Source organism: Enterococcus sp. ZQ21 (genome assembly GCF_030053755.1).
In the GTDB taxonomy this organism is placed as follows: Bacteria; Bacillota; Bacilli; order Lactobacillales; family Enterococcaceae; genus Enterococcus_B; species Enterococcus_B lactis.
In genome coordinates, this window is the sequence record NZ_CP125658.1 from 232,421 (window position 1) to 255,714 (window position 23,294).

27 protein-coding genes and 1 other annotated feature are annotated in these 23,294 nt (G+C 38.0%); of the genes, 16 read left to right on the top strand and 11 right to left on the bottom strand.

Going from position 1 to position 23,294, the window contains the following annotated elements:
• On the bottom strand, window positions 1-978 hold the full coding sequence (mvaD, locus tag QK255_RS01120) for a diphosphomevalonate decarboxylase (protein WP_002293367.1): 978 nt from the start codon (window positions 976-978) through the stop codon (window positions 1-3).
• Window positions 971-1,915: a mevalonate kinase gene (gene mvk, locus QK255_RS01125; RefSeq protein WP_002293366.1), complete on the bottom strand. Its 945-nt coding sequence runs from the start codon at window positions 1,913-1,915 to the stop codon at window positions 971-973. The genes mvaD and mvk overlap by 8 nt, the downstream gene beginning before the upstream one ends.
• 315 nt (window positions 1,916-2,230) lie before the next feature.
• Between mvk and QK255_RS01130 the strand changes: the two genes are divergently transcribed.
• Complete coding sequence (locus QK255_RS01130; RefSeq protein WP_002293362.1) at window positions 2,231-2,890, top strand: deoxynucleoside kinase; 660 nt, start codon at window positions 2,231-2,233, stop codon at window positions 2,888-2,890.
• An 84-nt stretch (window positions 2,891-2,974) separates the two neighbouring features.
• Window positions 2,975-3,880 carry a magnesium transporter CorA family protein gene (locus QK255_RS01135; RefSeq protein WP_002293361.1) on the top strand — a complete coding sequence of 302 codons (906 nt, stop codon included), beginning with the start codon at window positions 2,975-2,977 and terminating at the stop codon, window positions 3,878-3,880.
• Window position 3,881: 1 nt separating this feature from the next.
• On the opposite strand, the gene QK255_RS01140 is transcribed toward QK255_RS01135, so the two are convergent.
• Window positions 3,882-4,514: a pentapeptide repeat-containing protein gene (locus tag QK255_RS01140; RefSeq protein WP_002293360.1), complete on the bottom strand. Its 633-nt coding sequence runs from the start codon at window positions 4,512-4,514 to the stop codon at window positions 3,882-3,884.
• Window positions 4,515-4,652: 138 nt separating this feature from the next.
• Window positions 4,653-4,778: a sequence feature (ribosomal protein L20 leader region), on the top strand.
• Between the two features lie 43 nt (window positions 4,779-4,821).
• Here QK255_RS01140 and infC point away from each other — a divergent pair.
• The 5 genes from infC (at window position 4,822) to QK255_RS01165 (ending at window position 7,557) form a co-directional block, all read left to right on the top strand.
• Entirely contained in the window at window positions 4,822-5,346 is a 525-nt protein-coding gene (gene infC, locus QK255_RS01145) for a translation initiation factor IF-3 (RefSeq protein WP_002293357.1), read from the top strand.
• 71 nt (window positions 5,347-5,417) lie between these two features.
• Window positions 5,418-5,618 carry a 50S ribosomal protein L35 gene (rpmI, locus tag QK255_RS01150; RefSeq protein ID WP_002289309.1) on the top strand — a complete coding sequence of 67 codons (201 nt, stop codon included), beginning with the start codon at window positions 5,418-5,420 and terminating at the stop codon, window positions 5,616-5,618.
• A gap of 52 nt (window positions 5,619-5,670) precedes the next feature.
• A complete protein-coding gene (gene rplT / locus QK255_RS01155; RefSeq protein WP_002293355.1) occupies window positions 5,671-6,030 on the top strand; it encodes a 50S ribosomal protein L20 in 360 nt (119 codons plus the stop codon).
• 173 nt (window positions 6,031-6,203) lie between these two features.
• Window positions 6,204-7,163, top strand: a complete 960-nt coding sequence (locus tag QK255_RS01160) for an IS30-like element IS6770 family transposase (protein ID WP_002293280.1) — start codon at window positions 6,204-6,206, stop codon at window positions 7,161-7,163.
• A gap of 121 nt (window positions 7,164-7,284) precedes the next feature.
• Entirely contained in the window at window positions 7,285-7,557 is a 273-nt protein-coding gene (locus QK255_RS01165) for a hypothetical protein (RefSeq protein WP_002342303.1), read from the top strand.
• Window positions 7,558-7,923: 366 nt separating this feature from the next.
• Here the strand turns inward: QK255_RS01165 and QK255_RS01170 are convergent, their stop codons facing one another.
• Genes QK255_RS01170 through QK255_RS01180 form a run of 3 tightly spaced genes read right to left on the bottom strand, consistent with a single transcriptional unit; the run spans window position 7,924 to window position 9,458 of the window.
• The gene (locus QK255_RS01170; RefSeq protein WP_002315615.1) at window positions 7,924-8,118 is read right to left on the bottom strand and encodes a hypothetical protein; all 195 of its coding nucleotides are present in this window, start codon (window positions 8,116-8,118) and stop codon (window positions 7,924-7,926) included.
• Window positions 8,119-8,168: 50 nt separating this feature from the next.
• Window positions 8,169-8,609: an acyl-CoA thioesterase gene (locus QK255_RS01175; protein WP_002292625.1), complete on the bottom strand. Its 441-nt coding sequence runs from the start codon at window positions 8,607-8,609 to the stop codon at window positions 8,169-8,171.
• 3 nt (window positions 8,610-8,612) lie between these two features.
• Complete coding sequence (locus tag QK255_RS01180; protein WP_002292626.1) at window positions 8,613-9,458, bottom strand: NAD(P)H-hydrate dehydratase; 846 nt, start codon at window positions 9,456-9,458, stop codon at window positions 8,613-8,615.
• A gap of 148 nt (window positions 9,459-9,606) precedes the next feature.
• Between QK255_RS01180 and pepV the strand changes: the two genes are divergently transcribed.
• Window positions 9,607-11,025 carry a dipeptidase PepV gene (gene pepV / locus QK255_RS01185; protein WP_002292627.1) on the top strand — a complete coding sequence of 473 codons (1,419 nt, stop codon included), beginning with the start codon at window positions 9,607-9,609 and terminating at the stop codon, window positions 11,023-11,025.
• Between the two features lie 55 nt (window positions 11,026-11,080).
• On the opposite strand, the gene QK255_RS01190 is transcribed toward pepV, so the two are convergent.
• Complete coding sequence (locus QK255_RS01190; RefSeq protein ID WP_002292628.1) at window positions 11,081-12,028, bottom strand: glycosyltransferase family 2 protein; 948 nt, start codon at window positions 12,026-12,028, stop codon at window positions 11,081-11,083.
• Between the two features lie 222 nt (window positions 12,029-12,250).
• Window positions 12,251-12,601 carry a PepSY domain-containing protein gene (locus tag QK255_RS01195; RefSeq protein WP_002292629.1) on the bottom strand — a complete coding sequence of 117 codons (351 nt, stop codon included), beginning with the start codon at window positions 12,599-12,601 and terminating at the stop codon, window positions 12,251-12,253.
• A gap of 199 nt (window positions 12,602-12,800) precedes the next feature.
• Here QK255_RS01195 and pepA point away from each other — a divergent pair, with 199 nt between their 5' ends.
• From pepA to QK255_RS01220, 5 genes are all read left to right on the top strand, one after another.
• Window positions 12,801-13,880, top strand: a complete 1,080-nt coding sequence (pepA, locus tag QK255_RS01200) for a glutamyl aminopeptidase (protein WP_002292630.1) — start codon at window positions 12,801-12,803, stop codon at window positions 13,878-13,880.
• A gap of 142 nt (window positions 13,881-14,022) precedes the next feature.
• On the top strand, window positions 14,023-14,343 hold the full coding sequence (locus QK255_RS01205) for a thioredoxin family protein (RefSeq protein ID WP_002292632.1): 321 nt from the start codon (window positions 14,023-14,025) through the stop codon (window positions 14,341-14,343).
• A 21-nt stretch (window positions 14,344-14,364) separates the two neighbouring features.
• Entirely contained in the window at window positions 14,365-14,829 is a 465-nt protein-coding gene (locus QK255_RS01210; protein ID WP_002292633.1) for a universal stress protein, read from the top strand.
• 204 nt (window positions 14,830-15,033) lie between these two features.
• Entirely contained in the window at window positions 15,034-15,639 is a 606-nt protein-coding gene (ytpR, locus tag QK255_RS01215) for a YtpR family tRNA-binding protein (RefSeq protein ID WP_002292634.1), read from the top strand.
• 317 nt (window positions 15,640-15,956) lie between these two features.
• Window positions 15,957-17,174, top strand: coding sequence for an IS110 family RNA-guided transposase (locus QK255_RS01220; protein WP_283341572.1), 1,218 nt, complete (start codon window positions 15,957-15,959; stop codon window positions 17,172-17,174).
• 179 nt (window positions 17,175-17,353) lie between these two features.
• Here QK255_RS01220 and QK255_RS01225 read toward each other — a convergent pair whose 3' ends face one another.
• Entirely contained in the window at window positions 17,354-18,643 is a 1,290-nt protein-coding gene (locus tag QK255_RS01225) for a S1C family serine protease (RefSeq protein WP_002290101.1), read from the bottom strand.
• Window positions 18,644-19,070: 427 nt separating this feature from the next.
• Here QK255_RS01225 and rlmH point away from each other — a divergent pair, with 427 nt between their 5' ends.
• Window positions 19,071-19,550 carry a 23S rRNA (pseudouridine(1915)-N(3))-methyltransferase RlmH gene (rlmH, locus tag QK255_RS01230; protein ID WP_002287841.1) on the top strand — a complete coding sequence of 160 codons (480 nt, stop codon included), beginning with the start codon at window positions 19,071-19,073 and terminating at the stop codon, window positions 19,548-19,550.
• Window positions 19,551-19,784: 234 nt separating this feature from the next.
• Here rlmH and QK255_RS01235 read toward each other — a convergent pair whose 3' ends face one another.
• Window positions 19,785-20,975: an IS256-like element ISLgar5 family transposase gene (locus tag QK255_RS01235; protein WP_002329145.1), complete on the bottom strand. Its 1,191-nt coding sequence runs from the start codon at window positions 20,973-20,975 to the stop codon at window positions 19,785-19,787.
• 99 nt (window positions 20,976-21,074) lie between these two features.
• Here QK255_RS01235 and QK255_RS01240 point away from each other — a divergent pair, with 99 nt between their 5' ends.
• Window positions 21,075-21,605, top strand: coding sequence for a hypothetical protein (locus QK255_RS01240; RefSeq protein ID WP_270275646.1), 531 nt, complete (start codon window positions 21,075-21,077; stop codon window positions 21,603-21,605).
• On the opposite strand, the gene QK255_RS01245 is transcribed toward QK255_RS01240, so the two are convergent.
• Window positions 21,587-22,546, bottom strand: coding sequence for an IS30-like element IS6770 family transposase (locus QK255_RS01245; protein ID WP_002293280.1), 960 nt, complete (start codon window positions 22,544-22,546; stop codon window positions 21,587-21,589). The two genes, QK255_RS01240 and QK255_RS01245, sit on opposite strands and share 19 nt — an antisense overlap.
• A gap of 191 nt (window positions 22,547-22,737) precedes the next feature.
• Here QK255_RS01245 and QK255_RS01250 point away from each other — a divergent pair, with 191 nt between their 5' ends.
• Window positions 22,738-23,037 carry a hypothetical protein gene (locus tag QK255_RS01250; protein WP_270275644.1) on the top strand — a complete coding sequence of 100 codons (300 nt, stop codon included), beginning with the start codon at window positions 22,738-22,740 and terminating at the stop codon, window positions 23,035-23,037.
• Window positions 23,038-23,294: the final 257 nt, after the last annotated feature.

The following is a 23,294-nucleotide window of genomic DNA, read 5'->3' on the forward strand; positions in this document are numbered from 1 at the left end:
TTATTCAATAATCGCAATTCCTGGACCAGCGTGGGCAGTAATTACTTGTTCTTTGCTAAATAATTTGGTAAATGTTTCTTGTACCTCAGATAAATGGCTGTTTTCCACTAAAACTTTGACATTAGGGCCAGCATCCATCGTAAAGTAGCATGGAATGCCTTGCTTTCTCAATTGCCGCACCGCATCCATCGCTTTTAAGCTGTCAGGAGACCAGTAAGTGAAAGGTGGTTGGGCAGCTAAAGTCGTTCCGTGCATTTTTAGTCCGTTTCTTTCCATCGTTTCTCCGAGAAGTTGGAAATCTTTTGTTTTGATTGCTTGTTTCAATTGATATAGATCCCCTTCAACGGAATCTAACCAGCCTTGATAAAAACTGGATGTTTCGACTGTCCGACGCATCCCATTTCTGCTAGACACTTCTTTTTTCTGGTCGTTGATCAAAATGAAAACCATTGCTAAATCGTCTTCGAAAGAATCAGAAGGGACTGGCTTGGCATAAGAGCTTAAGTCATCATGACCTTTTTCCCATTCGACGAAACCACCAAAAATACTTCGGCAAGCTGAACCAGACCCGCGTCGAGCAAATCTTGAAAGAGAAAGATCGTCTAATCCAAGCTTAAGGGCAGTATTACAAGCGCCTGCTAAAGCAGCTAGCCCGCTAGCAGAGGATGCTAATCCGGCTGCGGTAGGAACGAAATTCTGACTGATTACTGAAGCTTTTAGTGAGATGCCGGCTTCTTTACGAAAAAGGTCAAGAAACTGACTAACTTTTTTTGTTGCTTTTTCGTCTTGCAAGGTGTCATCTAGATAAAATTCATCTGCTATATAGCTATCAGAAAAGATGACTTCTGTTTCGGTATAAAATGCATCCAATGTCAACGAAAGACTGTTGTTCATCGGAAGGATGAGTGCTTCATTTTTCTTACCCCAATATTTGATTAGGGCAATGTTGGTATATGCGCGTGCTTTGCCTTTAAACATAGGTATGTACTCCTAATCCTTGTATCCAAGTTTCAGCCGCACCCGCATCTTCAAGTGCTTGACTGATTTCTTGGGCTTTTGTTTTTGTTTGTGCTAATGCAATCATGCAGCCACCGCGTCCGCCGCCAGTTAATTTAGCACCTAATGCACCGGTATCTTTAGCTGTTTGGATCAGTAAATCAAGGAAATCGTTGCTGATCGTCAGTTTTTCCAGAAGTGATTGTGATTCATCCATTGTTTGAGCTAACATTTCTGGTGAATTTTCAATGATTGCTTGCTTCGCTTGCTTTGTCAAGTATCCTAATTTTTGGATCATTTGTCCAGTTTCATGTGGTTGTCTTTCAAACAGGTGAGCGACATCTTTGACGGCTTCTCTTGTTTGTCCTTTGATTCCTGTATCAGCGACAATCAAAAAAGCATCGATATTCAAAGAAAAATAATCAAAAGGATGCCCTTTTGTAAAATAAATTGGCTGCAAGCTGCTAGTAGCGGCTGCATCGATCCCACTAGGATTGCCATGTGCGATTTTTTCCGAAAGTTGTACTTTCTCTAATAGTATTTCACGAGACAAAGGGAGTGTTAAGTAATCATAAAAAGCACGAGTAACTGCTGTGGCGACCGCAGCACTTGATCCCATTCCACGTTCAGCAGGAATCGTGCTTTCGATGGTTAGTTGCAAGTTTTTATGGATATCATGCTCTTTTTTTAAATGGATGAATAATTTTTTGATATTTTTTAATGTATGAGGAGCTTCGGCTAAATTTCCTGAATAGTAGGAAGAAACCAATTGATCGTCCATTGCATCCAGCTCTTCAAGGAATGCGGTGACTTTTGTTGCATAAAAAGGAAAGGCAATCGCCGGTTCTCCATAAACAACCGCGTGCTCGCCCATCAAGATAATCTTTCCGCTTGATTCTCCTTGGCCATAGTTTGCCATAATCTAACTCCTTCTCACGTAAAAGTGATTTTTAAGCAAAAAATAAAGCGCCCAAAACGAGTTGCGCTGCTTCACGAAATTTTTTGTCCGCTAAGGGTCTCAAAAAACATTCCTTCTTTATTTTACTAAAATCATCCCAGAAGTAAAACTAAGAATACGTTTTCTAAAGGAAAAACCCTTTTTTCTTAAGAATTTTTTGACCTTTTTTCTTTTTTGACTAGAAAAAAATACAATTGACACTACTAGATATTGGGGGTATATTTAAAAAGGTTGGAGTTAAACACAATATTTAGTGATGAAGTGAGCTGGAGGTAAATGAGCGTGATCGTTTTAGCAGGTACAATTGGTGCCGGAAAATCAAGTTTGACAGAAATGATGGCTGAACACTTTGATAGTCAGGCATTTTATGAATCAATTGATGATAATGAAGTCTTGCCCTTATTTTATGCAAACCCTGAACAGTATGCTTTTTTGCTGCAAATTTATTTTTTGAATAAACGTTTTGCAAGCATCAAACAAGCAATGAAAGATGACAATAATGTATTGGACCGTTCGATTTATGAGGATTCGCTGCTTTTCCATCTAAATGCAGATCTAGGAAGAGCGACGGAAACGGAAGTTCGTGTGTATGATGAACTGCTAGAAAACATGATGGAAGAACTGCCCTATGCTGCCCATAAAAAACACCCGGATTTATTAGTTCATATTCGTGTATCTTTTGATACGATGCTAGAACGGATCGAGAAACGTGGTCGTTCGTATGAACAATTGTCCTTTGACCCAAGTCTGTACGATTATTACAAAGAATTGAACAGACGGTATGATCAATGGTATGAAGAATACAAAGAAAGTCCAAAAATCCAAATCGATGGAGATCGCTATAATTTTGTGGAAGATCCTCAAGCAAAAGAAGAAGTCTTGAAAATGATCGAAGAAAAATTAGCAGAAATCCGCCAAACTGAATTAGCTATTTGATTTAAAGCTACTCAAAAAAAGGATGCTCCTTTATTTGAGTAGCTTTTTTCTTTATACTAGAAACAAATATCAGGAGGATGGAGTATGCGGGAAAAACACTATTTTAATCAAGAACGTAATTTTTGGATCAATATACAGCAAGATGATGTGCTAGCTGTTAAAAATTTAAAAGAAGAATATGGCATCAGCGATGAGATGCTGACTTATTCTCTAGATAAAAATGAGCGGGCACGCGTAGAGTATGACTCTTTTGATGAAGCGTTACTACTTGTATCAAATGTCCCGCACCAACAAAAAGTTGATAATCATTACGAAACTAGTCCTATTGCTTTTATTTTAAAAGAAGATGGTTTGTTTACATTTACCACGCCAAATACCGAGTATGTGATTCGACTGATTCGATCACTTTTGGAGCGAATGCCAGACATGAGTGTATACAGTTTATTGTTCCATACATTATTTTTAATTTCTGATTCCTTTTTTCCTTTAATCGAGGAAGTAAATAGCGAACGTCAACGGCTCAACCTAAAGTTAAGGGAAAAAACAACAAACAAGAATCTACTGCAACTTTCAGATTTAGAGATCGGTTTGGTTTACTTAGTTACAGGAACAAAACAAAATGTAGTACTTTTGGAACAAATCAAGGCATTAGCCATTTATCGCAAGTTGTCAGAAAAGGAAAAGGAAGAGTTGGACGATGCACTGATCGAAGCACGACAAGCAGTTGAAATGACGAACTTAGCTTCGCAGATTTTAGATCAGCTTTCTGGCACTTATAATAATTTACTGAATAACAATTTAAATGACACGATGAAGTTTTTGACTGTCTGGTCGCTGATCTTGACTGTACCGACTATTGTGACAGGATTTTTCGGGATGAATCTTAAGCTACCATTTACCCATTCCGTTTTCGGATGGGGAATCGCCTTGATCATCAGTCTGGTTTTATCTGTTTGGATGCTCATTGCACTATGGCGGCGGATTCGTTGATCTAGTCTTTGGTCTGCAAACCAAGGGCTTGAGCAATCACAAGTGCTTGCTCCTGGTTGACGATCAGTCCTGCTAAATAATCTTGAGATAAAGCAATGGCAGTGAAGAAATTAGTCGTAAAGTCTAATCCCTTCAGAGAAGTTCGGAACCAATTCGAACCAGTTAACTGATTGTCAGACAAAAAAAGATTTTTCCAAGTGACCTCATAAAATTCGCTGTCTTCTAACTGGCAATGATCGAAGGATACGGCTTTCAAGTTTGTGCTACTAAAGGAAGCCATCGAAGCAATGTAGTCAGTGAAAGTGCAGTCTCTAAGATAACTTTCGGCAAAATTCGTACCTGTTAATTTACATTGATGAAACACGACTTGGTGGAAACTGCCACCAATCCACTCCAGATTGGAAAAATCACACTTTTCAAAAATGACATTACTACATTCAAAATGACGTAAAACTGTTTTTTGCATGGTCAGTTTTTGGACATGACTCTCTCTTAATACCATATTTTTGGCATCAAGATAGCTTTGATCACCTCCATTGATCAGAAGACCAGAGAGGATTTCTTCATCTTCTAAATAAAAATCTCCTTTTGTCAGAGGAGGAAGAGAAGGTGGGATAGGTTCGATTTTTTTCATGTGGGTTCACCTCGTTTTTCTTTAGTATAGCAAAGAAGCGGGAATCGCTGCTAGACCAATCATTTTCAGAAAAGGAAGAAAAACTGTATGAAAAACATTGACAGAAGGATTGGTTTTTGCTATACTATGATGGTTGAGAAATAAAAGCAGAAGCACCCGCTTCTCGCCTTAGTTGATAATGTCACTGGGCTAGATAGTTTTCACTGGTTCTATTAGGTGAAGTACGCGCGGGTTCTGTAAGAGAACTCGTTTTTTTATTGCCGTTTATTCGGTAAGCTTTTCTTTCTCTCATAATATTTGGAGGTGAATGACCATAGCAAAGGATATGATGGTTAACGACGGCATTCGTGCACGAGAGTTACGATTGATCGGTTCAGATGGTGAGCAATTAGGAGTTAAGACAAAAGCAGAAGCATTGAATATTGCAGAACAAGCAAACTTGGATCTTGTGTTAGTTGCCCCTGGTGCGAAACCACCAGTTGCGCGAATCATGGACTACGGTAAATACCGTTTCGAACAACAAAAGAAAGACCGCGAAGCGCGTAAAAAACAAAAAGTGATCAATGTAAAAGAAGTTCGCTTAAGTCCTACGATCGACTTGAATGACTTCAATACAAAACTTCGTAATGCACGTAAGTTCTTGGAAAAGGGCGATAAAGTGAAAGCTTCTATCCGTTTCAAAGGCCGTGCCATTACCCATAAAGAAATTGGTCAAAAAGTCTTGAATCGCTTAGCTGAAGAAACTGCTGATATTGCAACAGTGGAACAAAAAGCGAAAATGGACGGACGCAGCATGTTCTTGACGCTGGCACCGAAAAACGACAGTAAGTAATTTGAATGACTAACTGGCTGTTGGACAGCCGATAGTCGGATAACGAAAGATTTTGAGGAGGAAATATAGTCATGCCAAAACAAAAAACACACCGCGGATCAGCAAAACGTTTCAAACGTACTGGTAAAGGCGGATTGAAACGCTTCCGCGCGTTTACAAGTCACCGTTTCCACGGCAAAACAAAAAAACAACGCCGTCAATTGCGTAAAGCAAGCATGGTTTCTAGTGGCGACTTCAAGCGTATTCGCCAACAACTAGCAAAAATGAAATAAGAAGTACAAATAACAGAATCTGAAGATTTATTTTTATTAGGAGGAATTATACATGGCACGTGTTAAAGGTGGAACAGTAACTCGTAAACGTCGTAAAAGAGTGCTAAAATTAGCAAAAGGTTACTACGGTTCAAAACACACTTTATTTAAAACAGCAAAAGAACAAGTAATGAATTCATACAACTACGCATATCGCGATCGTCGTCAAAAGAAACGCGACTTCCGTAAATTGTGGATTGCTCGTATCAACGCAGCAGCTCGTATGAATGGCTTGAGCTACTCAAAATTAATGCACGGTTTGAAAGTTGCTGAAATCGACATCAACCGCAAAATGTTAGCTGACTTGGCTGTAAACGATGCAGCAGCATTTACTGCATTGGCTGACCAAGCAAAAGACGCTTTGGCTAAATAAGCTAAACAATTATAAAGAGGAAAGAAGATAACGAAAAGTTATGTTCTTTCCTCTTTTTTATTTACAATTCTTCACCACGCGAATTGTAAAATTAAGTTAGAAAAATAAAAAGGCATTTATGGTACACTCAAATTGTATTTCCGACGAAAGAAAACAAAGGAGTGTAACCATAAATGACCTACAAACATCTTACCATAGACGAACTGACAATGATAGAATCATATTATCTTCAACATAATAAGCCGGTTGAAATCGCTAACCGAATGGGACGTGCTATACAAACTATTTATAATGTAGTCAATAAGTTCAAGCAAGGCAAGACTGCTCTTGATTATTGGCACCAGTATAAAGAAAATAAGAAAAAATGTGGTAGAAAAGTCATTCAATTACCTGCTCATGAAGTAGATTACATTAAAGAGAAAGTCACTCTTGGTTGGACGCCTGACGTCATTATCGGGCGAAAAGAAAGGCCTGTTTCATGCGGTATGAGAACACTTTATCGTTTATTTTCTAAAGGAATATTTGATATTGACACACTACCGATGAAAGGTAAAAGAAAACCCAATGGCCATCAGGAAAAACGGGGAAAACAACAGTATCAGCGCTCAATCCATGATCGACCTGATAATTATCCTGATTTCAATTCTGAGTTTGGTCACCTTGAAGGTGATACGATCGTTGGCATTCATCATAAAAGTGCCGTCATTACTTTAGTTGAAAGATTATCTAAAGTCATTATCACGATTAAACCCAACGGCCGTAAGGCATTAGATATTGAAACTGCCCTTAATCAATGGTTTTCTCGCTTCCCTAAAAACTTCTTTAAATCTATTACGTTTGACTGTGGAAAAGAATTTTCTAACTGGAAAGCCATTAGTAACCAACATGATATTGATATATATTTTGCGGACCCTGGAACACCTTCTCAACGCCCATTAAACGAGAATTCTAACGGGATTCTGCGTCGTAATGGACTGCCGAAATCAATGGATTTTAGAGAAGTGAATCAGACATTTATTTCCAGTGTCAGCAATCAACGTAATCATATTCCAAGAAAATCATTGAATTACAGAACACCAATCGAAATATTTTTGAGCTATGTACAAGAAGCATTTTATTCTAGCTTAATTTGACAAATCATATATTATGATCTTACTGCGAGACTGTTATCATTTTTTACAGTAAACATATTCTGGTTTTAACCACATTTTTTTATGTGCTGTCATTATTTTTTCTGGTAGCGAGACATCCCCTTTGGAAAATAATTCGTATTTAGAAAAAAGTGAAATTTTGGGTGTTGTGGCGGACAGCACTGTGTTAAAAGTCAGTTATAAGCTCGATAAAGGATATACTTTTTTGGGGTATTTTGTAAGTAAAGAGATTTCAGAAAATGGGAAAGAAGTGCTGGTTACTAGATTATACAAAAAAGAATCTTCTAAAACTAACAGTGAAGATGTGACTGGAGAAATTACGATTGATTTATCGAATGCGAACGCTGAAAGTCAGCTACAATTCATCATCAAGTGAATTTTTTCCCTTAGCACGATAAAAATGAGTTAGCCACAACTGTTTTTCAACGTACGAATGTACATGTAGTTAAGATAATATCGGTGTATAATGTGTAATTGATTTGAAAAAAGGGGAGATGACAAAAAACATATCATCTTCCTTTTTTCAAATAAACGTCAAAAACCAGTTTTTCGGTATGAAGTCAAAATTATGCAAAAAATGTAAGAAACCATTTTCACATCCTCTTATATACAGTGTTGCAGAAGTAGATTTTTCGAAAAATAAGTCAAAATTTACAAAAATTTGAGAAGTAACTTTTGTAAATTTCTTCTTATTTCTTGAAGTTGATCACTTCTGTCGCAACCTCCTTGTCAGTATAGATGATCAATCTGGTCGTACCTCTTGGATCGGTTTGACACGACCGCCGATTCTTTTAGCAAAAGCTTCGGATTCTTTTTTGTCTTTGAAAATGAGCAGATTGTCTAAGTTTTTTTCCCGAGTGCGGCAGCCAGTTTTATCGATGTAACCGTGCATTACTTTAACGACATACATGGGGATCACCTGCTTTTTTCTTTTCATTATACGAACTACTCGACACAATACAAGGAAAATGCTTAGACGGTTTTTTATTAAGAAATAGCATTATCCAGAGAAGCGTACGCTTGGAATAACTGATCTAGCTCCGGATTGACTTTGCTCAGCTTCACTAAACGTTGCGAATCAGAAAGTAAGAAACAGTGTTTACTGCTACCAATAGTTTTTAATTTTTTGTCTTCAGTTCCCACAATTTCGTAGCTAAAATCTAAACGTGTCCCCGTATATTTTTGGATAGTTGGATGGATGCTCACTTTTTCTCCGTAATGGATCATTTCTTTATAGCTGCAATTTACTTCCAGAACGGGGATAATGATCCCAGATTCTTCGATTTTTTTATAGGGAAACCCTAGATGTACCAATAAGGCTACCCGAGCCTCTTCAAACCAGCGGATATAATTGCTGTGATGAATAATCCCCATTTGATCTGTTTCATAATAAAAAGGTTCTCGTACATAACCTGTAAATTTCTCCATGATTCATGCCTCGTTTTCCATTGATTTTTTACAAAAATAATTCATCCACTTCGGAAGTGCTTCGCTGATCTGTGTCGGCAAAACGACATATTGTTCTTTTGCTAGCTGGTCTCCGATGAAACTATGAAGATAAACAGCTGCCGCAATCGTTTGGTCATTTTGAGGGAATTGGGCGAAGAATCCTGTGATCATTCCTGCTAAAGTGTCACCCATGCCGCCTGTTGCCATAGCAGCTGAACCTAAAGGATTGGTGTAGAAGTGTTGGTGACCATAAATTTTTGTCTCATGACTTTTCAAAACGACCGCAGCACCGATTTCCTGTTGCTTCTTTTTGTTTTCTTCATCTCGCTGTTCTTGTATCGGTAGAGCACTCAACCGTTGCCACTCCATTTGATGAGGTGTAAGTACTGTTTGTTCGGGATAGGGTAGCGAAAGATGGTTAGCAGCCAGTAAACTTAAAGCAGAGCCATCGATCACCAGCCATTGTTCTTTTGATTGGTTTTCTAGTACTTGTTTGAAACGTTCCAAACTCTTGGAAGAAGTGCCCAATCCGGGACCAATCAAGAGTACATCTGCTTGCTTTATCACGGAAAGAAACTGGTCAGTATCCGTCCAATCTACGATCATTGCTTCTGGCAGATGACTGTGAAGGGCACTCCGATTTTTTTCATCCGTTACTACTGTCGTGAGACCCGCTCCACTGTGTACGGCAGCTAAAGCACTCATGATGATTGCTCCGCCGTATTGTTCATTGCCGCCAATCAAAACGACACGTCCAAATGTTCCTTTATGTGAAATTTTTGGACGAGGTGTGATGACTCTTTTCACTAGTTGTTTGTCTATCAGCATCAAAAAACCTCCTTTTACTCATTATAACGTATATTTTTTTTAGAGAAAAACAGATAAGAAAAGGAATTGTCAGATTTTTTGAACTATTTTTTTCTGTAATTTGTGGTATCATGAACACGAAGACTTAAATAAGTGGAGGATTAACTTTATGACAATTGATTGGCAAAAAGAAGTAGAAGCACGTAAAGAAGACTTGCTTGAAGACTTAAAAAATCTTTTACGTGTCAACAGCGAGCGAGACGACTCAAAAGTAACACCAGATGCACCATTTGGACCTGGACCTCGCGACGCATTGAAACATATGTTAGCTTATGGTGAACGTGATGGATTTAAAGTAAAAAATGTCGATAACTATGCAGGGCATATTGATCTTGGCGAAGGAGACGAAATACTAGGGATATTTGGACACATGGATGTCGTTCCTGCAGGAGATGGCTGGGACACAGATCCTTATGAACCAGTGATCAAGGATGGAAAGATCTTTGCACGCGGATCAAGTGATGATAAAGGCCCAAGTATGGCAGCTTACTATGCGATGAAAATCATTAAAGAGCTTGACTTGAAACTATCGAAAAAAGTGCGTTTCGTAGTCGGTAGTGATGAAGAAAGCGGCTGGGGCGATATGGCTTATTATTTCGAACATGAAGAAGAACCAGATTTTGGTTTCTCGCCAGATGCTGAATTTCCAATCATCAATGGTGAAAAAGGAAATGTTTCTTTAGCTTTACGATTCAAAGGCGACAATGCAGGAGATTATGTATTGAAATCTTTTGTTTCCGGACTTCGCGAAAACATGGTGCCAGGAACAGCAACTGCAGCACTTCAAGTACCAAGTGCAGATACAGCTATCGCGATGGAAGAAGCATTTTACCAATTCATCGAAGCCAATCCAGTAAGCGGAACGATTGAAGCAGACAATACGTATGTAAAAATCGAATTAGTTGGTAAAGGTGCACATGGTGCAAGCCCACAATCTGGTATCAATGCAGGTTCTTTCTTGGCATTGTTCTTAGATAACTATGAATTCTTAGGATCTGCTAAACAATTTATCCATGTAGCAGCTGCTTATGTCCATGAAGATTTCTATGGAGAAAAACTAGGAGTCGCTTATGAAGATGAAAAAATGGGCAAATTGACAATGAATGCTGGACTGTTTGCTTTTGAAGAGAATGGTACAGAGGAAGCGAACTTCATCAATATGAATTTCCGTTTTCCAAAAGGTGTAACAGTAGACGGATTGCAAAGTGACATCGAACAAACAGTGGGCCAAGAAGGCGCAACAGTTACTCGAGGTGCTCGCGTAATGGAACCACATTACGTACCAATGGATGATCCATTGGTGGCTACATTATTGCAAGTCTATGAAGACCACACTGGAGAAAAAGGCTACGAACAAATCATCGGTGGCGGAACTTACGGACGTTTGTTGAAACGTGGCGTTGCTTATGGAGCGATGTTCCCAGGATATACTGATACAATGCACCAAGCAAACGAATTTATGAGTCTTGATGACTTGTTCAGAGCAACAGCAATCTATGCAGATGCTATCTACCGTTTGGCAAAATAATTAATTAAAAAAGGATCAAGAATTGCAAATTATCTTTGCAGCCTTGATCCTTTTTTTACTTTCTACTATGGTATTCATGATACACGTGATATAGATTCAGCTCGTACTCTTTCTTTGCGTTCGTGACGACCGTATCCAAAATCAGTCCTGTTACTAATGAAAGAAGGGCTAAAGTCATCAATCCAGTACTTAAAATCGCAGAAGGGATGCGTGTAATGAAGCTTGTCAGCATATATTCACGAATCACAGGAATCCCCGTGACCAATCCAAATAAAAAGAAGAAGATGGTCCAGATCCCAAAGAAAAGCAAAGGTTTATAATCTTTGCACATTTTGATGATCATCATGATCACTTTGAATCCGTCAGAGAATGTATTCAATTTTGATTCGCTGCCTTCTGGTCGGTCCCGATATTCGATTGGGATCTCAACGAACTTGAATTTTTTATCTAGAGCATGGATCGTCAATTCTGTTTCGATTTGAAAACCAGAACTCATAATAGGAAAGCTTTTGACAAAAATTCGATTGAATCCTCGATAGCCGGTCATGACATCAAGAATTTTTGTTTTATACATTCTAGTAATTGTATTTCTAACAAGGTTATTTCCAAAATCGTGGAAAGGACGCTTATTCTCATCAAAGTAGGTTCCATTTGATAGACGATCGCCAATGACCATATCTGCTTCGCCAGAACGTAATTTCTCAAGCAAACCATGTACAGCTTCGGCGGGATAAGTGTCATCGCCATCTACCATCAAATAATAATCGGCATCAATATCAAAGAACATTTGACGGATCACATTCCCTTTTCCTTGACGTGGTTCTTTCTTTACGATTGCTCCACCTTGAACGGCCAATTCGTATGTTCGATCGGTCGAATTATTATCATAGACATAAATATCTGCTTCTGGTAATTCTCGTTTAAAGTCTGCAATGACTGTTGAAATTGTTGCTTCCTCATTGTAACAAGGAATCAGAACAGCAATTTTTTCTTGTTGTTCCATTTTTCACTCTCCTTAACTATAGAAAACAAAAGCTGAATTAAAAATACCTCATAATCAAAGTAAATGCTAGTTTTTCCCGCTAAATATCATTTATTTAAAAAGAAAATACTGGAATATGTGTTTAAAAAGACCTGTCTAAAAAACCACCCACTATAAAAGAAGGATAGGAGACCTCTCTTTTAGATAGTGGGTGCGTATTCGTTATTTCATTTTTTTGACGTATTAATCTATTGCGCCCTTTTTTCTTGAAATGTCTAATACGGTTCCTGTATGAGCATCTGCTAAAAATTCATAATAAACAGTTTCGCCATCTTCTATCCGAGAAAGCCCACCTCGATAAGCACTCGACCGAACGGCGAATTTTCGAATAGGTTCTTTTTCAAAAGAGATCCAAGAACCTTCGATTGCGCCTTCTTTTAAAAAAGATGTTTTGATATTTTCAAGCACTTGGTCTGCTGACAATACTTTTTTGCGATGATACCAAATCGTTGAAGCTACCCCGCTCAATAATCCTAGACCGATCCCAACGGCTAACCCGCCTTTAAAATAGCTTAATTCGCTTTCTTCATACATGTGGATATACCTCCTTCTTCTCACTTGCTACTCCTTGTGCTTATTTTACCACACTCTCATATTTTCTTTGAAATAAATAACCGCTACCAGAAAAAATAAGCTATAATAAATACGATCGGTCTGCAGAAAAAATCATATTTTATCCGCAGATCAATATAAGTCTGAGAGGAGTTTAGTCTGAAATTTAGACGAATAGCATATGGAAGAAAAAACATTTCAACGAATCAAAGAGTTAACAGAATTACAAGGAACAAGCGGTTTTGAACAAGACGTTCGCGCCTATATGGAAAGTCATATGGAACCGCTGGTAGATGAGTTACAATTAGATGGTTTGGGCGGCATTTTTGGGCTGCGCCACCATGAAGAAGCGGATGCACCTCGTGTAATGGTCGCAGCACATATGGATGAAGTCGGATTCATGCTGACACAAATCCAAGAAAACGGGCTTTTCAAAGTCGTACCTCTAGGCGGCTGGAACCCTTACGTTGTTTCTGCTCAACGTTTTACACTTAAAACCTCTACTGGTAAGAATTATCCATGTATTTCTTCTTCCGTTCCCCCACATTTATTGCGAGGAACAAGCGGACAAAAATCAGTAGAAGTAACAGATATTTTGTTCGATGCTGGGTTTGAATCAAGAGAAGAGGCAATGAGTTACGGTGTCCTTCCAGGAGACACAATTGTGTCTTATGCTGAAACGATCAAAACAGCCAACGGAAAGAATATCATCAGCAAATCGTGGGACAACCGCTATGGCTGTACAATGGTATTAGAAGCTTTAGAAGCGTTACAAAATGAAACATTAGGTCATACATTGATTGCAGGCGCGAATGTCCAAGAAGAAGTAGGCTTACGTGGTTCTAAAGCTTCTGTCAATAAATTCAAGCCAGATCTGTTCTTTGCAGTAGACTGCTCTGCAGCAGATGACACAGTGACGAAAAATGGCACATTCGGACATTTAGGAGAAGGTACATTGATGCGTATCCAAGATCCAGGTTTGATCATGCTTCCTCGTTTGCGTGAGTACTTGCTGGATATTGCTGAAACAAACAATATCCCTTATCAATACTTTGTTTCAAAAGGCGGTACAGATGCAGGTGCTGCTCATACACAAAATGAAGGAATCCCAAGTACAGTGATTGGCGTAGTGGGACGTTATATCCATACGCATCAAACGATGTTCAGTATTCGCGATTTTGAAGCTGCACGAGAAATGTTGATTCAAACACTGAAAGGTTTGGATAAATCAACAGTGAACACGATCGTATACGGAAAATAACGCGATAGTAAAACTATAAAATCTGGCAAAAGCAACCTTTTGTCAGATTTTTTTTATAAAAAGAGGATCAATGTTTGTTAGTTCGTAAGAAAGGTGTATAATTTAATTGAAAAATACATAAAGAGAAAGTAGAGGAAAAAGAATGATTATCCCAAATAGTTTAGAAGAATTAGCAGGCTACGTAGAAACTGGAAAGAGTGTATTTTTCTTTACTGCCGGCTGGTGCGGAGACTGCCGTTTTATCAAACCGCAAATGCCTGAAATCGAAAATGACTTTTCTGATTGGCAATTTATTGAAGTAGACCGTGACAAGTACATAGATGTAGCCGCTGAATGGAACATTTTTGGTATCCCAAGTTTTGTCGTGATCCAAGACGGAAAAGAATTAGGTCGTCTAGTGAATAAAGATCGTAAAACAAAACAGGAAATCGAATCGTTCCTAGAAAGTGTAATAAAAGGCTGACATCTGTTAGGAGGGGTCAAGATGAATCAAGAATATAAGAACATTTTAGTAGGTATCGACGGTAGTGAACAAGCACTTGCTGCTTTCAAAAAAGCGGTAGAAGTGGCTCGCCGTAATAATGGGAAAGTATATGTAGCAAACGTAATCGATCAGCAATTTTATAACTTTATGGGCTATGCTCCTATTGATCAAAATCTAGTCGATCAGCAAACTGAAACAGCCAAGCAAATGATCGAAGAATGTAAAGAATATGGAAAATCTGTTGATTACACAAATATAGAAGGAATTATTGCCTACGGCTCTGTTCGTGAATCCATGGCAGTCAAATTGCCAAAAAAATATGCAATCGATCTAATCATGGTTGGGCAGTCTGGACTAAATGCAGTCGAACGCTTTATGACAGGAAGTGTAGCCAGCTACGTTATACGTCATTCACCTTGTGATGTCTTGATCGTTTCTGACGAAGAAGAACAGCCAAGTAATTAAGCAAGTGGAACTTGTATAATCTTTTTAATCAATTCACTAAAACAGTAAAGGGACTGTGACAAAAGTCTTGTCACAGTCCCTTGTTACGAATAAATGGTGTTCCAGAAGAAGCTTCTTCGGAAATAAAGCATGAAAAAAATCTCATGCAGTGAATGCAATTTTTTGTTAAGATAAATCTCAGCAAAGGATAATGGAGGAAAGAACATGATTTTTGCTTATAACAAAGCACACGTCGGAGACACTTTGATGGTTATCATAGCCGACGATAAAGGAACAGAAAACACTGTTGAACGTAAATGGAATGTTGCTCGGATCAAAGATGAACAAGGTCAAGTTGTTGCTTGGAACTTTTTCCATATCTCCGATCATCTAACAATCGAAGGGAACGGCCAAGTAAGCTTAACAGATGAAGAATTAGCGAAATTGAATCGATTGATCAAAGAAGCAGGATTCGAAGAACAGCTTGAAGCTGATCGTGAACCGAAGATCGTTGTCGGATATGTCAAAACATGCGTCCCGCATCCTGACTCTGATCATTTATCGATTACTGAGACAGAAGTAGACAATGGGACAGTATTACAAATCGTTTGCGGTGCACCAAATATCGAAGCTGGACAAAAAGTTGTCGTTGCAAAACCAGGAGCCATGATGCCGGATGGCATGATGATTTGGCCAGGAACTTTGCGAGGGGTAGACAGCTATGGAATGATCTGTTCCGCTCGTGAATTGCATTTGCCAAATGCTCCAGAAAAAAAAGGAATCTTAGTATTGCCTGAGGATGCCGTAGTCGGAGAAGCATTTCCAAAATAAAGAGGTTGTGAGCCTGCCGTTTCACTCTGAGTCACAAGAAGTTGGCAGAAGAACACCATTTAAAACATACTAAGATTAGAGGGGAACATCATTGACGAATGATGTTCCCCTCTATTTTCTATTTTTAGATTATAGTGAAGAGTGAAAGAAAGTTCGAACAAAGCCTTGAGGACTACGAGTCCCTATCAAAAACCGAACTTCTTTACTGTCATTTTAGAATCAGGTTTACGTATGTTGGGCCATGAGCCCGTGTATAGGAAATTGGAATCGAAATGAAACAGTAAAGTTCTTTCAAAACTTAAAAAGGAGGAAAACAAATGCCTTACATTCTTGCATTAGATGTTTCAATGGGACACAGCTACAGTGTCCTATACAAAGACGACACCTGCTTATTTGAAGACGAGATCGAACACACTCAAAGAGGATTTCATGCATTACTCGAAGAGATCCAGCACTTGCCTGAACGTCCATTGATTGTTTTTGAAACAACGGGGATTTATTCCAGACCAGTCGAAAAGTTCTTTCAAGATCATCACTTTTCTTACTGTTTGTTAAACCCGTTAGAAGCGAAAAAACAGATGGAAGAAAGCACTTTACGCAGTTGGAAAACAGATAAATCGGATGCCCATCGGCTCGCACAGACTCATCTTAAAAATCAACGTCAACCAAAAGAAGTACAAAGCAATTTTTACTTAGAGATGCGCGATTTAGCCCGTTTTTATCAAGAAATTGAGAAGAAAATCACTCGTCTGCGCATGGATTTACACAACTGCCTTCAGTTGACTTTTCCAGAGCTTGAACAGTTCTTTTCAAACAGGCTGACCCCTTATGCATTGACATTGATCCGTCTTTTTCCCCATCCAGATTTTGTATTGGCATCTACTCGAACAAAAATAAAAAATAAACTGATCAACGAAACACGGAAAAAAATCTCCGCGAATCGTGCCGAGCAAAAGGCAAATCAAATCATCCACTATGCACAGTGTGCCTATCCAGCTGTTGAAAAAGACAGTATCCACTGTCAAAAAACGATCTATTACGCCGAACTTCTCCAAGATTTACTCGAACAAAAAGAAGCACTGGCGACACAAATGATCAAAAAAGCCGAAGGCTCTCCTTGCTTTTTGTTGTACCAAACGTTCCCTGGGATTGGCGCACTCACAGCCGCTTTATTGCTCGGTGAATTAGGAGATATCACACGATTTGAAACCCATAAACAATTGAATGCCTTTGTCGGAATCGACATCCGACGGTATCATTCAGGTAAGTATACTGGCCAAGACCGCATCAATAAGCGTGGTAATCCCAAAGCACGGAAAATTATTTTCTTCACCATTCGAAATATGATTCGCCAGCAACGCGCAGCTCCTAATCATATTGTCGATTATTACTACAAATTAAAAAAGCAACCTATCCCTAAGAAAGATAAGGTTGCCACAGTTGCTTGTATGAACAAGCTTCTGAAATGTATGCACGCTATGGTTAGGGCACATACAGAGTACGACTATGCGTACGCGGTCTCAGTGGACCATTAACTAAACCACTTACAGTATACCACTTCTTTGCCCAGATCGAAAATTTTTTACGAACGGGGCTTTATTTGGTGTGCCTTGATTTTGTCGCTTTCGTTTACGAGCTATTTTTCTTACACCTTTTACTTGACTAATCGTAGGAAAAAGGTTGTGACAAGTCTTTGTCACAACCTCTTTTTTTATTAATTTTCACTATTTTGATTTTGTTTTAATGCCGATTGATCGATCGTCAATTCAACAGTAGTTGTTTTTTCTTTTGAGCCTTCATAGTAAGTGATTTTGACAGAATCTCCCACTTTTTTCTTATACAAAGCAGATTGAAGTTCTACGCCAGAAGAAACTTCTTTGTCATCGATCTTAGTAATGACATCATATTGTTTCAATCCAGCTTTTTCAGCCGGTGTAGCTGTTTGGACATTTGTCACGATGACACCGTTAGTTACAGATGAAGGAATCTTCAAGATTTGTTCTTGTTGCTGAGTAGAAACGGCAGATAAGTCGACCATTGTGATACCTAGAGCTGGACGTGTCACTTTTCCGTCTTTTTCCAGTTGATTGATGATATTCACTACATCGTTACTTGGAATAGCAAATCCCATTCCTTCTACGCTTACATTAGAAGTCGATTCAGAAGTACTTGCGATCTTACTTGAGTTGATACCGATAACTTGTCCTTCGATATTCACTAAAGGACCACCAGAATTTCCCGGGTTGATCGCTGCATCTGTTTGGATCGCATTGATATTGACTGTTTCGTTCGATTCATTCGTACTTGTTACTTGTCGATTCAAAGAAGAAATGATTCCTGAAGTGACAGAATTCGCATATTCAGATCCTAATGGGGAACCAATCGCAATCGCAGGTTCACCAACCTTCAGAGCGCTTGAGTCACCAAAAGAGGCAACCGTTTCGACTTTATCTGAATTGATCTTCAACACCGCTAAATCTGAATAAGCATCTGTTCCAACTAATTCAGCTTTTACTTTCGTCCCGTCTTTCATCATGACTTCCAAACCTTGCTGTCCATCTACTACGTGGTTGTTTGTGACTACATAAGCAGTATTCCCGTCTTTTTTGTAGATCACGCCGCTTCCTTCACTATAAGCTTCCAAATTACTATCATCTGAGCTGCTACTTTCTTCTTGCTGCCCGAATAATCCGCCAAAACCGCTTGATTGATTTTGACTTTGTAAGTTGATAACAGAAACGACAGCGTCTTGAACTTTATCTACCGCTTTGGTGATATCAGAATCTACATTGACTTTGACATTTTCGACAACTGTTTCACCGGCTGAATTTTGATTGCCGCTTGTAGCAGTAGAACTATTGTTGCCAGTGCCCATCGCTGCATAAAAAATGCCAGCTGTCAGTAGTCCTCCAACGATCCCTCCAACAAGCCCCAGACCCAACTTACGCCAGAGGCTATTATTTTTATTTTTTTTCATCTTTGGTGTCACATTTTTTCTATCCATGTGTTCCTCCTCCAATTACATTCATTTATCTACTTTTAGTATAGTCTTATTTGTTGACTTTAGTCTACTTTGAGACTGTGAACTTTTTATGAAAAACTTTAGGAAAAATCATTGTTTTCAGATGAAAATATTTGATTTTCTTTTTCCACAGATACTGTGTAAAACTACGCGGATAGAATTGGAAAAATAAGGGATAAAACATATCCACAGCCTGTGCATAAAGTGGATAAATTCTTATAAAACGTATGTTTGCCTAATAAATGTGATGAAATAAGGTAAAATAACACTGTTTTCTGTGGATAAACCTGTGGATATTGTGCATAACTGTTGGGGAAATCTTTTTAACAAAAATAGCCAAAATAAACATATAGACGAAAAAATTGATTATAATAAACAAAGTGAGCGTGAAGATCAAAGGAGAGAAAACATGAATATCAAAATTATTTCAGTAGGAAAATTAAAAGAAAAATACTTGATCCAAGGTATCAATGAGTATGTCAAACGGCTGAATGCCTATGCAAAAATCGAATTGATCGAAGTTCCTGACGAAAAAGCCCCGGAGAATTTAAGTGAAGCGCAAATGAGACAAGTAAAAGAAAAAGAAGGAGAACGAATCTTAGCGAAAATCAAAGAACAAGAATATGTCTATGCCTTAGCAATTGAAGGGAAAAATCCCACAAGCGAATCTTTTGCTAAACAAATCGACCAATTAGGTATCCAAGGAAAAAGCCACCTTGTTTTTGTTATCGGCGGCTCTTTAGGACTCAGCGAAGCCGTCATGAAAAGAAGCAATGCTCAGATCTCTTTTGGCAAAATGACGTATCCACATCAATTGATGCGTCTGATCCTCGTCGAGCAAATCTACCGTGCCTTCCGGATTAATGCGGGGGCTCCATACCACAAATAATGATATTTTTATAATTGGATGAGAGAGAATAACTATAGAAAGAAAGACAGTAAATTGAGCGCGTGCAAAATATTAGGATATTAAAAGTTTTGTCAACGATAAAAACACTATTTTTGTGGAAAATTTTTCTATGAAAATGTTAGAATTTTAGTTATAAAAAAATATATGGAGGAGTTACTATGCGGGAGCGTCAATAATTTTGTGTAAATGGTTCCTCCTTACTGTAGATTGTTTCTAATTCTCAATCAGTTGGCTTAGCATTTGTTCAAGTTCGCCTTCGGCCTGTTGAAAGCCTTTATGACTGCGACCTAGGAATTTTTGGTTGTAAGTATCAAAAGACGAGACTAAGAAACGTTCCATCGACTCTTCGTTTTGGAACTGTTCCTTGCGGTGGCTGTATTTCTTGATTTGCTTATTAAAGGATTCAATCAAGTTCGTAGAATAAATACTCTTGCGTATGGCCAAGGGGAAATCATAGAAAGTGAGCAAGTGATCGTTCGAAAGAATCGATTCAACCACTTTTGGATAGCTGGTTTTCCATTTTTTCGCAAAAGCACCACGTGCTTCCAACGCCACCTCTTTAGACGAGGCTTGATACACCATTTTAAAATCATCACAGACTTCCTTACGATTATTGACACGCACTTTGTGACTGATATTACGGGAAACGTGTACACAACAATGTTGAAAACGAGCTTTGGGATAGAACCGACTAATCGCTCCTACCATCCCCTTTAAGCCATCCGTGATGAACAGGAGGACATTTTTCAAACCGCGCTCTTGAAGGTCCAATAAAATTTCCTCCCAAATCGTGATGGATTCAGTCGGTGCAATCGCATAGCTCAATACTTCCTTTGATCCGTCCGGGCGAATGCCAACTGCGATATGAATAGCTTCCTTGGCGACGGTTTTCCGCTTTAACGGAATATACGTTGCGTCCATATAAATAGCAGCATAACTGTCATGAAGCTCCCGCCCTTTAAACGCCGTTACCTCTTCTGTAAATGATTTTGTTATATTGGACATGGTTTGGGGCGTGTAGTGATGCCCATACATTTTCTCAATCAAGTCTGCGATTTCCGACATGGTAATACCTTTTCGGAAGAGGTGAATGACGGTCTCCTCTAAGGTATCATTCGTCCGTCTATAAGCGGGAACAGTCTGTTGCTTGAACTCGCCGTTGCGGTCGCGCGGAATCTGGAGATGAAGTTCCCCGTACTCGGTCTTGACCGTACGGTCATAGGAGCCGTTACGAGAATTACCCGTGTTAAAACCAATGCGATCGTACTTTTCGTAATCGAGGAAAGCCGTTAACTCCATTTTGAGAAGCGTATTGACAGCTTTTTCCAAATGGACACGGAATAATTCATTCAAATCGCCTTTGTTCGCTAGAGTCTTTAGAATTTCTGTAGTAAAATCGTTCATATGGAAGTCCTCTTTTCTGTGAATGTGTTGTGGTAACTCTATTCTACAGAAGGGACTTCCTTTTTTTCTATTTACACAAAATATTTTACACTCTCTACTATGCCGGACTATAATGCTGATGATATTTACCTTTTATATAATATGATTAATAAACCTGTTTTAAAAGAAAATGTAAATAAGTTGATCACAAAGGGTGATTTCTTTCTTCATTTAAATACTAAGGAAATCAACATTCATTCAAGTATTTCGAGACTTTTAAGAGCTGGTTTTATTCGAGAAAATACACCAAAAGAGTTCTTGAAGTATTTGACAGTCTCTGATATAAAGCAACTTTTAAATCGAAAGGACAAATTAACGAAAGACTTACTTATCTTAGAAGCAGAGTCAACGATTTCTGATGAAGATATTAAAAAACATTCCAAATATATGACATTTTATATGGTCAGTGACTTAGGAAGTGAAATTCTTGAAAAATATAAAAATTTAATTTTATTTTTCAAGAAAAGCAATGAAATTTTTGGATATGGGAAAATTAATGGAAGGTTCAATGCATCATATTTTTTTAAAAATTATACTCATAATCCTTTGAATGAAATATTTAATATGATTTGTCAAATTAAGCTAGAATAAAATGCTTCTTGTACATAGCTCAAAAATATTTCGATTGGTGTTCTGTAATTCAATGATTTTCTTGGAATATGATTACGTTGATTGCTGACACTGGAAATAAATGTCTGATTCACTTCTCTAAAATCCATTGATTTCGGCAGTCCATTACGACGCAGAATCCCGTTAGAATTCTCGTTTAATGGGCGTTGAGAAGGTGTTCCAGGGTCCGCAAAATATATATCAATATCATGTTGGTTACTAATGGCTTTCCAGTTAGAAAATTCTTTTCCACAGTCAAACGTAATAGATTTAAAGAAGTTTTTAGGGAAGCGAGAAAACCATTGATTAAGGGCAGTTTCAATATCTAATGCCTTACGGCCGTTGGGTTTAATCGTGATAATGACTTTAGATAATCTTTCAACTAAAGTAATGACGGCACTTTTATGATGAATGCCAACGATCGTATCACCTTCAAGGTGACCAAACTCAGAATTGAAATCAGGATAATTATCAGGTCGATCATGGATTGAGCGCTGATACTGTTGTTTTCCCCGTTTTTCCTGATGGCCATTGGGTTTTCTTTTACCTTTCATCGGTAGTGTGTCAATATCAAATATTCCTTTAGAAAATAAACGATAAAGTGTTCTCATACCGCATGAAACAGGCCTTTCTTTTCGCCCGATAATGACGTCAGGCGTCCAACCAAGAGTGACTTTCTCTTTAATGTAATCTACTTCATGAGCAGGTAATTGAATGACTTTTCTACCACATTTTTTCTTATTTTCTTTATACTGGTGCCAATAATCAAGAGCAGTCTTGCCTTGCTTGAACTTATTGACTACATTATAAATAGTTTGTATAGCACGTCCCATTCGGTTAGCGATTTCAACCGGCTTATTATGTTGAAGATAATATGATTCTATCATTGTCAGTTCGTCTATGGTAAGATGTTTGTAGGTCATTTATGGTTACACTCCTGTGTTTTCTTTCGTCGGAAATACAATTTGAGTGTACCATAAATGCCTTTTTATTTTTCTAACTTAATTTTACAATTCGCGCTCTCAAAGATTTAATTAAACAAGAATATAATCAGCATTTTAAATACACTGATTTGCTTAACTATGAACTCTTTGAGAAGGTTCAATTGACTGTCATGAACAATGAATCAGAAGAGTTAGTTCAAGTTTCGTCAAAAGTTGGTCAGTTAATTTTTGATAAATATTTCTCAGAATCTGACAAGATAGATTCAAGCAAAAGTGATGATAGAGAGAGTTTTAGTAAGATTGAAGAAGCTTATAAAAAAACAGCAAAAGAACTTGCTTTACTAGACTTATTAATTAGTCATCTTGATTTAGAACTTTTATATGGATTAAGAGACCGCGTGGATATTATGATTAATGAATGGGAAAATATTTTAGATATTGATGAAGAGAAATTTTTTAGGGAATTTTAAAGCGTTTTTGAATCAAAAAAATGTCTAGCATGTATTAAGATTATTCGACTCATTAGAGGAGAGTAATCTATTTTTATGAGAATAAGAAGACTAACGAGAGTTGAAAAGAGGCATTTGTTTAAAATTATAATAAAAATAATTTAGCTGTCTTTTGTTATTGAAAGATAAAGATGATCTAATATAGAATCAAAACAACTGATATTTAATCAAATATTTTAGTTTATATGATAAAAAATAATACAAAAAACAACGATTAT

Excerpts from the sequence above, each read along its gene's own strand:
- mvaD (WP_002293367.1), bottom strand. The coding sequence starts at position 978 with ATGTTTAAAGGCAAAGCACGCGCATATACCAACATTGCCCTAATCAAA.
- mvk (WP_002293366.1), bottom strand. The coding sequence starts at position 1,915 with ATGGCAAACTATGGCCAAGGAGAATCAAGCGGAAAGATTATCTTGATG.
- QK255_RS01130 (WP_002293362.1), top strand. The coding sequence starts at position 2,231 with ATGAGCGTGATCGTTTTAGCAGGTACAATTGGTGCCGGAAAATCAAGT.
- QK255_RS01135 (WP_002293361.1), top strand. The coding sequence starts at position 2,975 with ATGCGGGAAAAACACTATTTTAATCAAGAACGTAATTTTTGGATCAAT.
- QK255_RS01140 (WP_002293360.1), bottom strand. The coding sequence starts at position 4,514 with ATGAAAAAAATCGAACCTATCCCACCTTCTCTTCCTCCTCTGACAAAA.
- infC (WP_002293357.1), top strand. The coding sequence starts at position 4,822 with ATGACCATAGCAAAGGATATGATGGTTAACGACGGCATTCGTGCACGA.
- rpmI (WP_002289309.1), top strand. The coding sequence starts at position 5,418 with ATGCCAAAACAAAAAACACACCGCGGATCAGCAAAACGTTTCAAACGT.
- rplT (WP_002293355.1), top strand. The coding sequence starts at position 5,671 with ATGGCACGTGTTAAAGGTGGAACAGTAACTCGTAAACGTCGTAAAAGA.
- QK255_RS01160 (WP_002293280.1), top strand. The coding sequence starts at position 6,204 with ATGACCTACAAACATCTTACCATAGACGAACTGACAATGATAGAATCA.
- QK255_RS01170 (WP_002315615.1), bottom strand. The coding sequence starts at position 8,118 with ATGAAAAGAAAAAAGCAGGTGATCCCCATGTATGTCGTTAAAGTAATG.
- QK255_RS01175 (WP_002292625.1), bottom strand. The coding sequence starts at position 8,609 with ATGGAGAAATTTACAGGTTATGTACGAGAACCTTTTTATTATGAAACA.
- QK255_RS01180 (WP_002292626.1), bottom strand. The coding sequence starts at position 9,458 with ATGCTGATAGACAAACAACTAGTGAAAAGAGTCATCACACCTCGTCCA.
- pepV (WP_002292627.1), top strand. The coding sequence starts at position 9,607 with ATGACAATTGATTGGCAAAAAGAAGTAGAAGCACGTAAAGAAGACTTG.
- QK255_RS01190 (WP_002292628.1), bottom strand. The coding sequence starts at position 12,028 with ATGGAACAACAAGAAAAAATTGCTGTTCTGATTCCTTGTTACAATGAG.
- QK255_RS01195 (WP_002292629.1), bottom strand. The coding sequence starts at position 12,601 with ATGTATGAAGAAAGCGAATTAAGCTATTTTAAAGGCGGGTTAGCCGTT.
- pepA (WP_002292630.1), top strand. The coding sequence starts at position 12,801 with ATGGAAGAAAAAACATTTCAACGAATCAAAGAGTTAACAGAATTACAA.
- QK255_RS01205 (WP_002292632.1), top strand. The coding sequence starts at position 14,023 with ATGATTATCCCAAATAGTTTAGAAGAATTAGCAGGCTACGTAGAAACT.
- QK255_RS01210 (WP_002292633.1), top strand. The coding sequence starts at position 14,365 with ATGAATCAAGAATATAAGAACATTTTAGTAGGTATCGACGGTAGTGAA.
- ytpR (WP_002292634.1), top strand. The coding sequence starts at position 15,034 with ATGATTTTTGCTTATAACAAAGCACACGTCGGAGACACTTTGATGGTT.
- QK255_RS01220 (WP_283341572.1), top strand. The coding sequence starts at position 15,957 with ATGCCTTACATTCTTGCATTAGATGTTTCAATGGGACACAGCTACAGT.
- QK255_RS01225 (WP_002290101.1), bottom strand. The coding sequence starts at position 18,643 with ATGGATAGAAAAAATGTGACACCAAAGATGAAAAAAAATAAAAATAAT.
- rlmH (WP_002287841.1), top strand. The coding sequence starts at position 19,071 with ATGAATATCAAAATTATTTCAGTAGGAAAATTAAAAGAAAAATACTTG.
- QK255_RS01235 (WP_002329145.1), bottom strand. The coding sequence starts at position 20,975 with ATGAACGATTTTACTACAGAAATTCTAAAGACTCTAGCGAACAAAGGC.
- QK255_RS01240 (WP_270275646.1), top strand. The coding sequence starts at position 21,075 with ATGCCGGACTATAATGCTGATGATATTTACCTTTTATATAATATGATT.
- QK255_RS01245 (WP_002293280.1), bottom strand. The coding sequence starts at position 22,546 with ATGACCTACAAACATCTTACCATAGACGAACTGACAATGATAGAATCA.
- QK255_RS01250 (WP_270275644.1), top strand. The coding sequence starts at position 22,738 with ATGAACAATGAATCAGAAGAGTTAGTTCAAGTTTCGTCAAAAGTTGGT.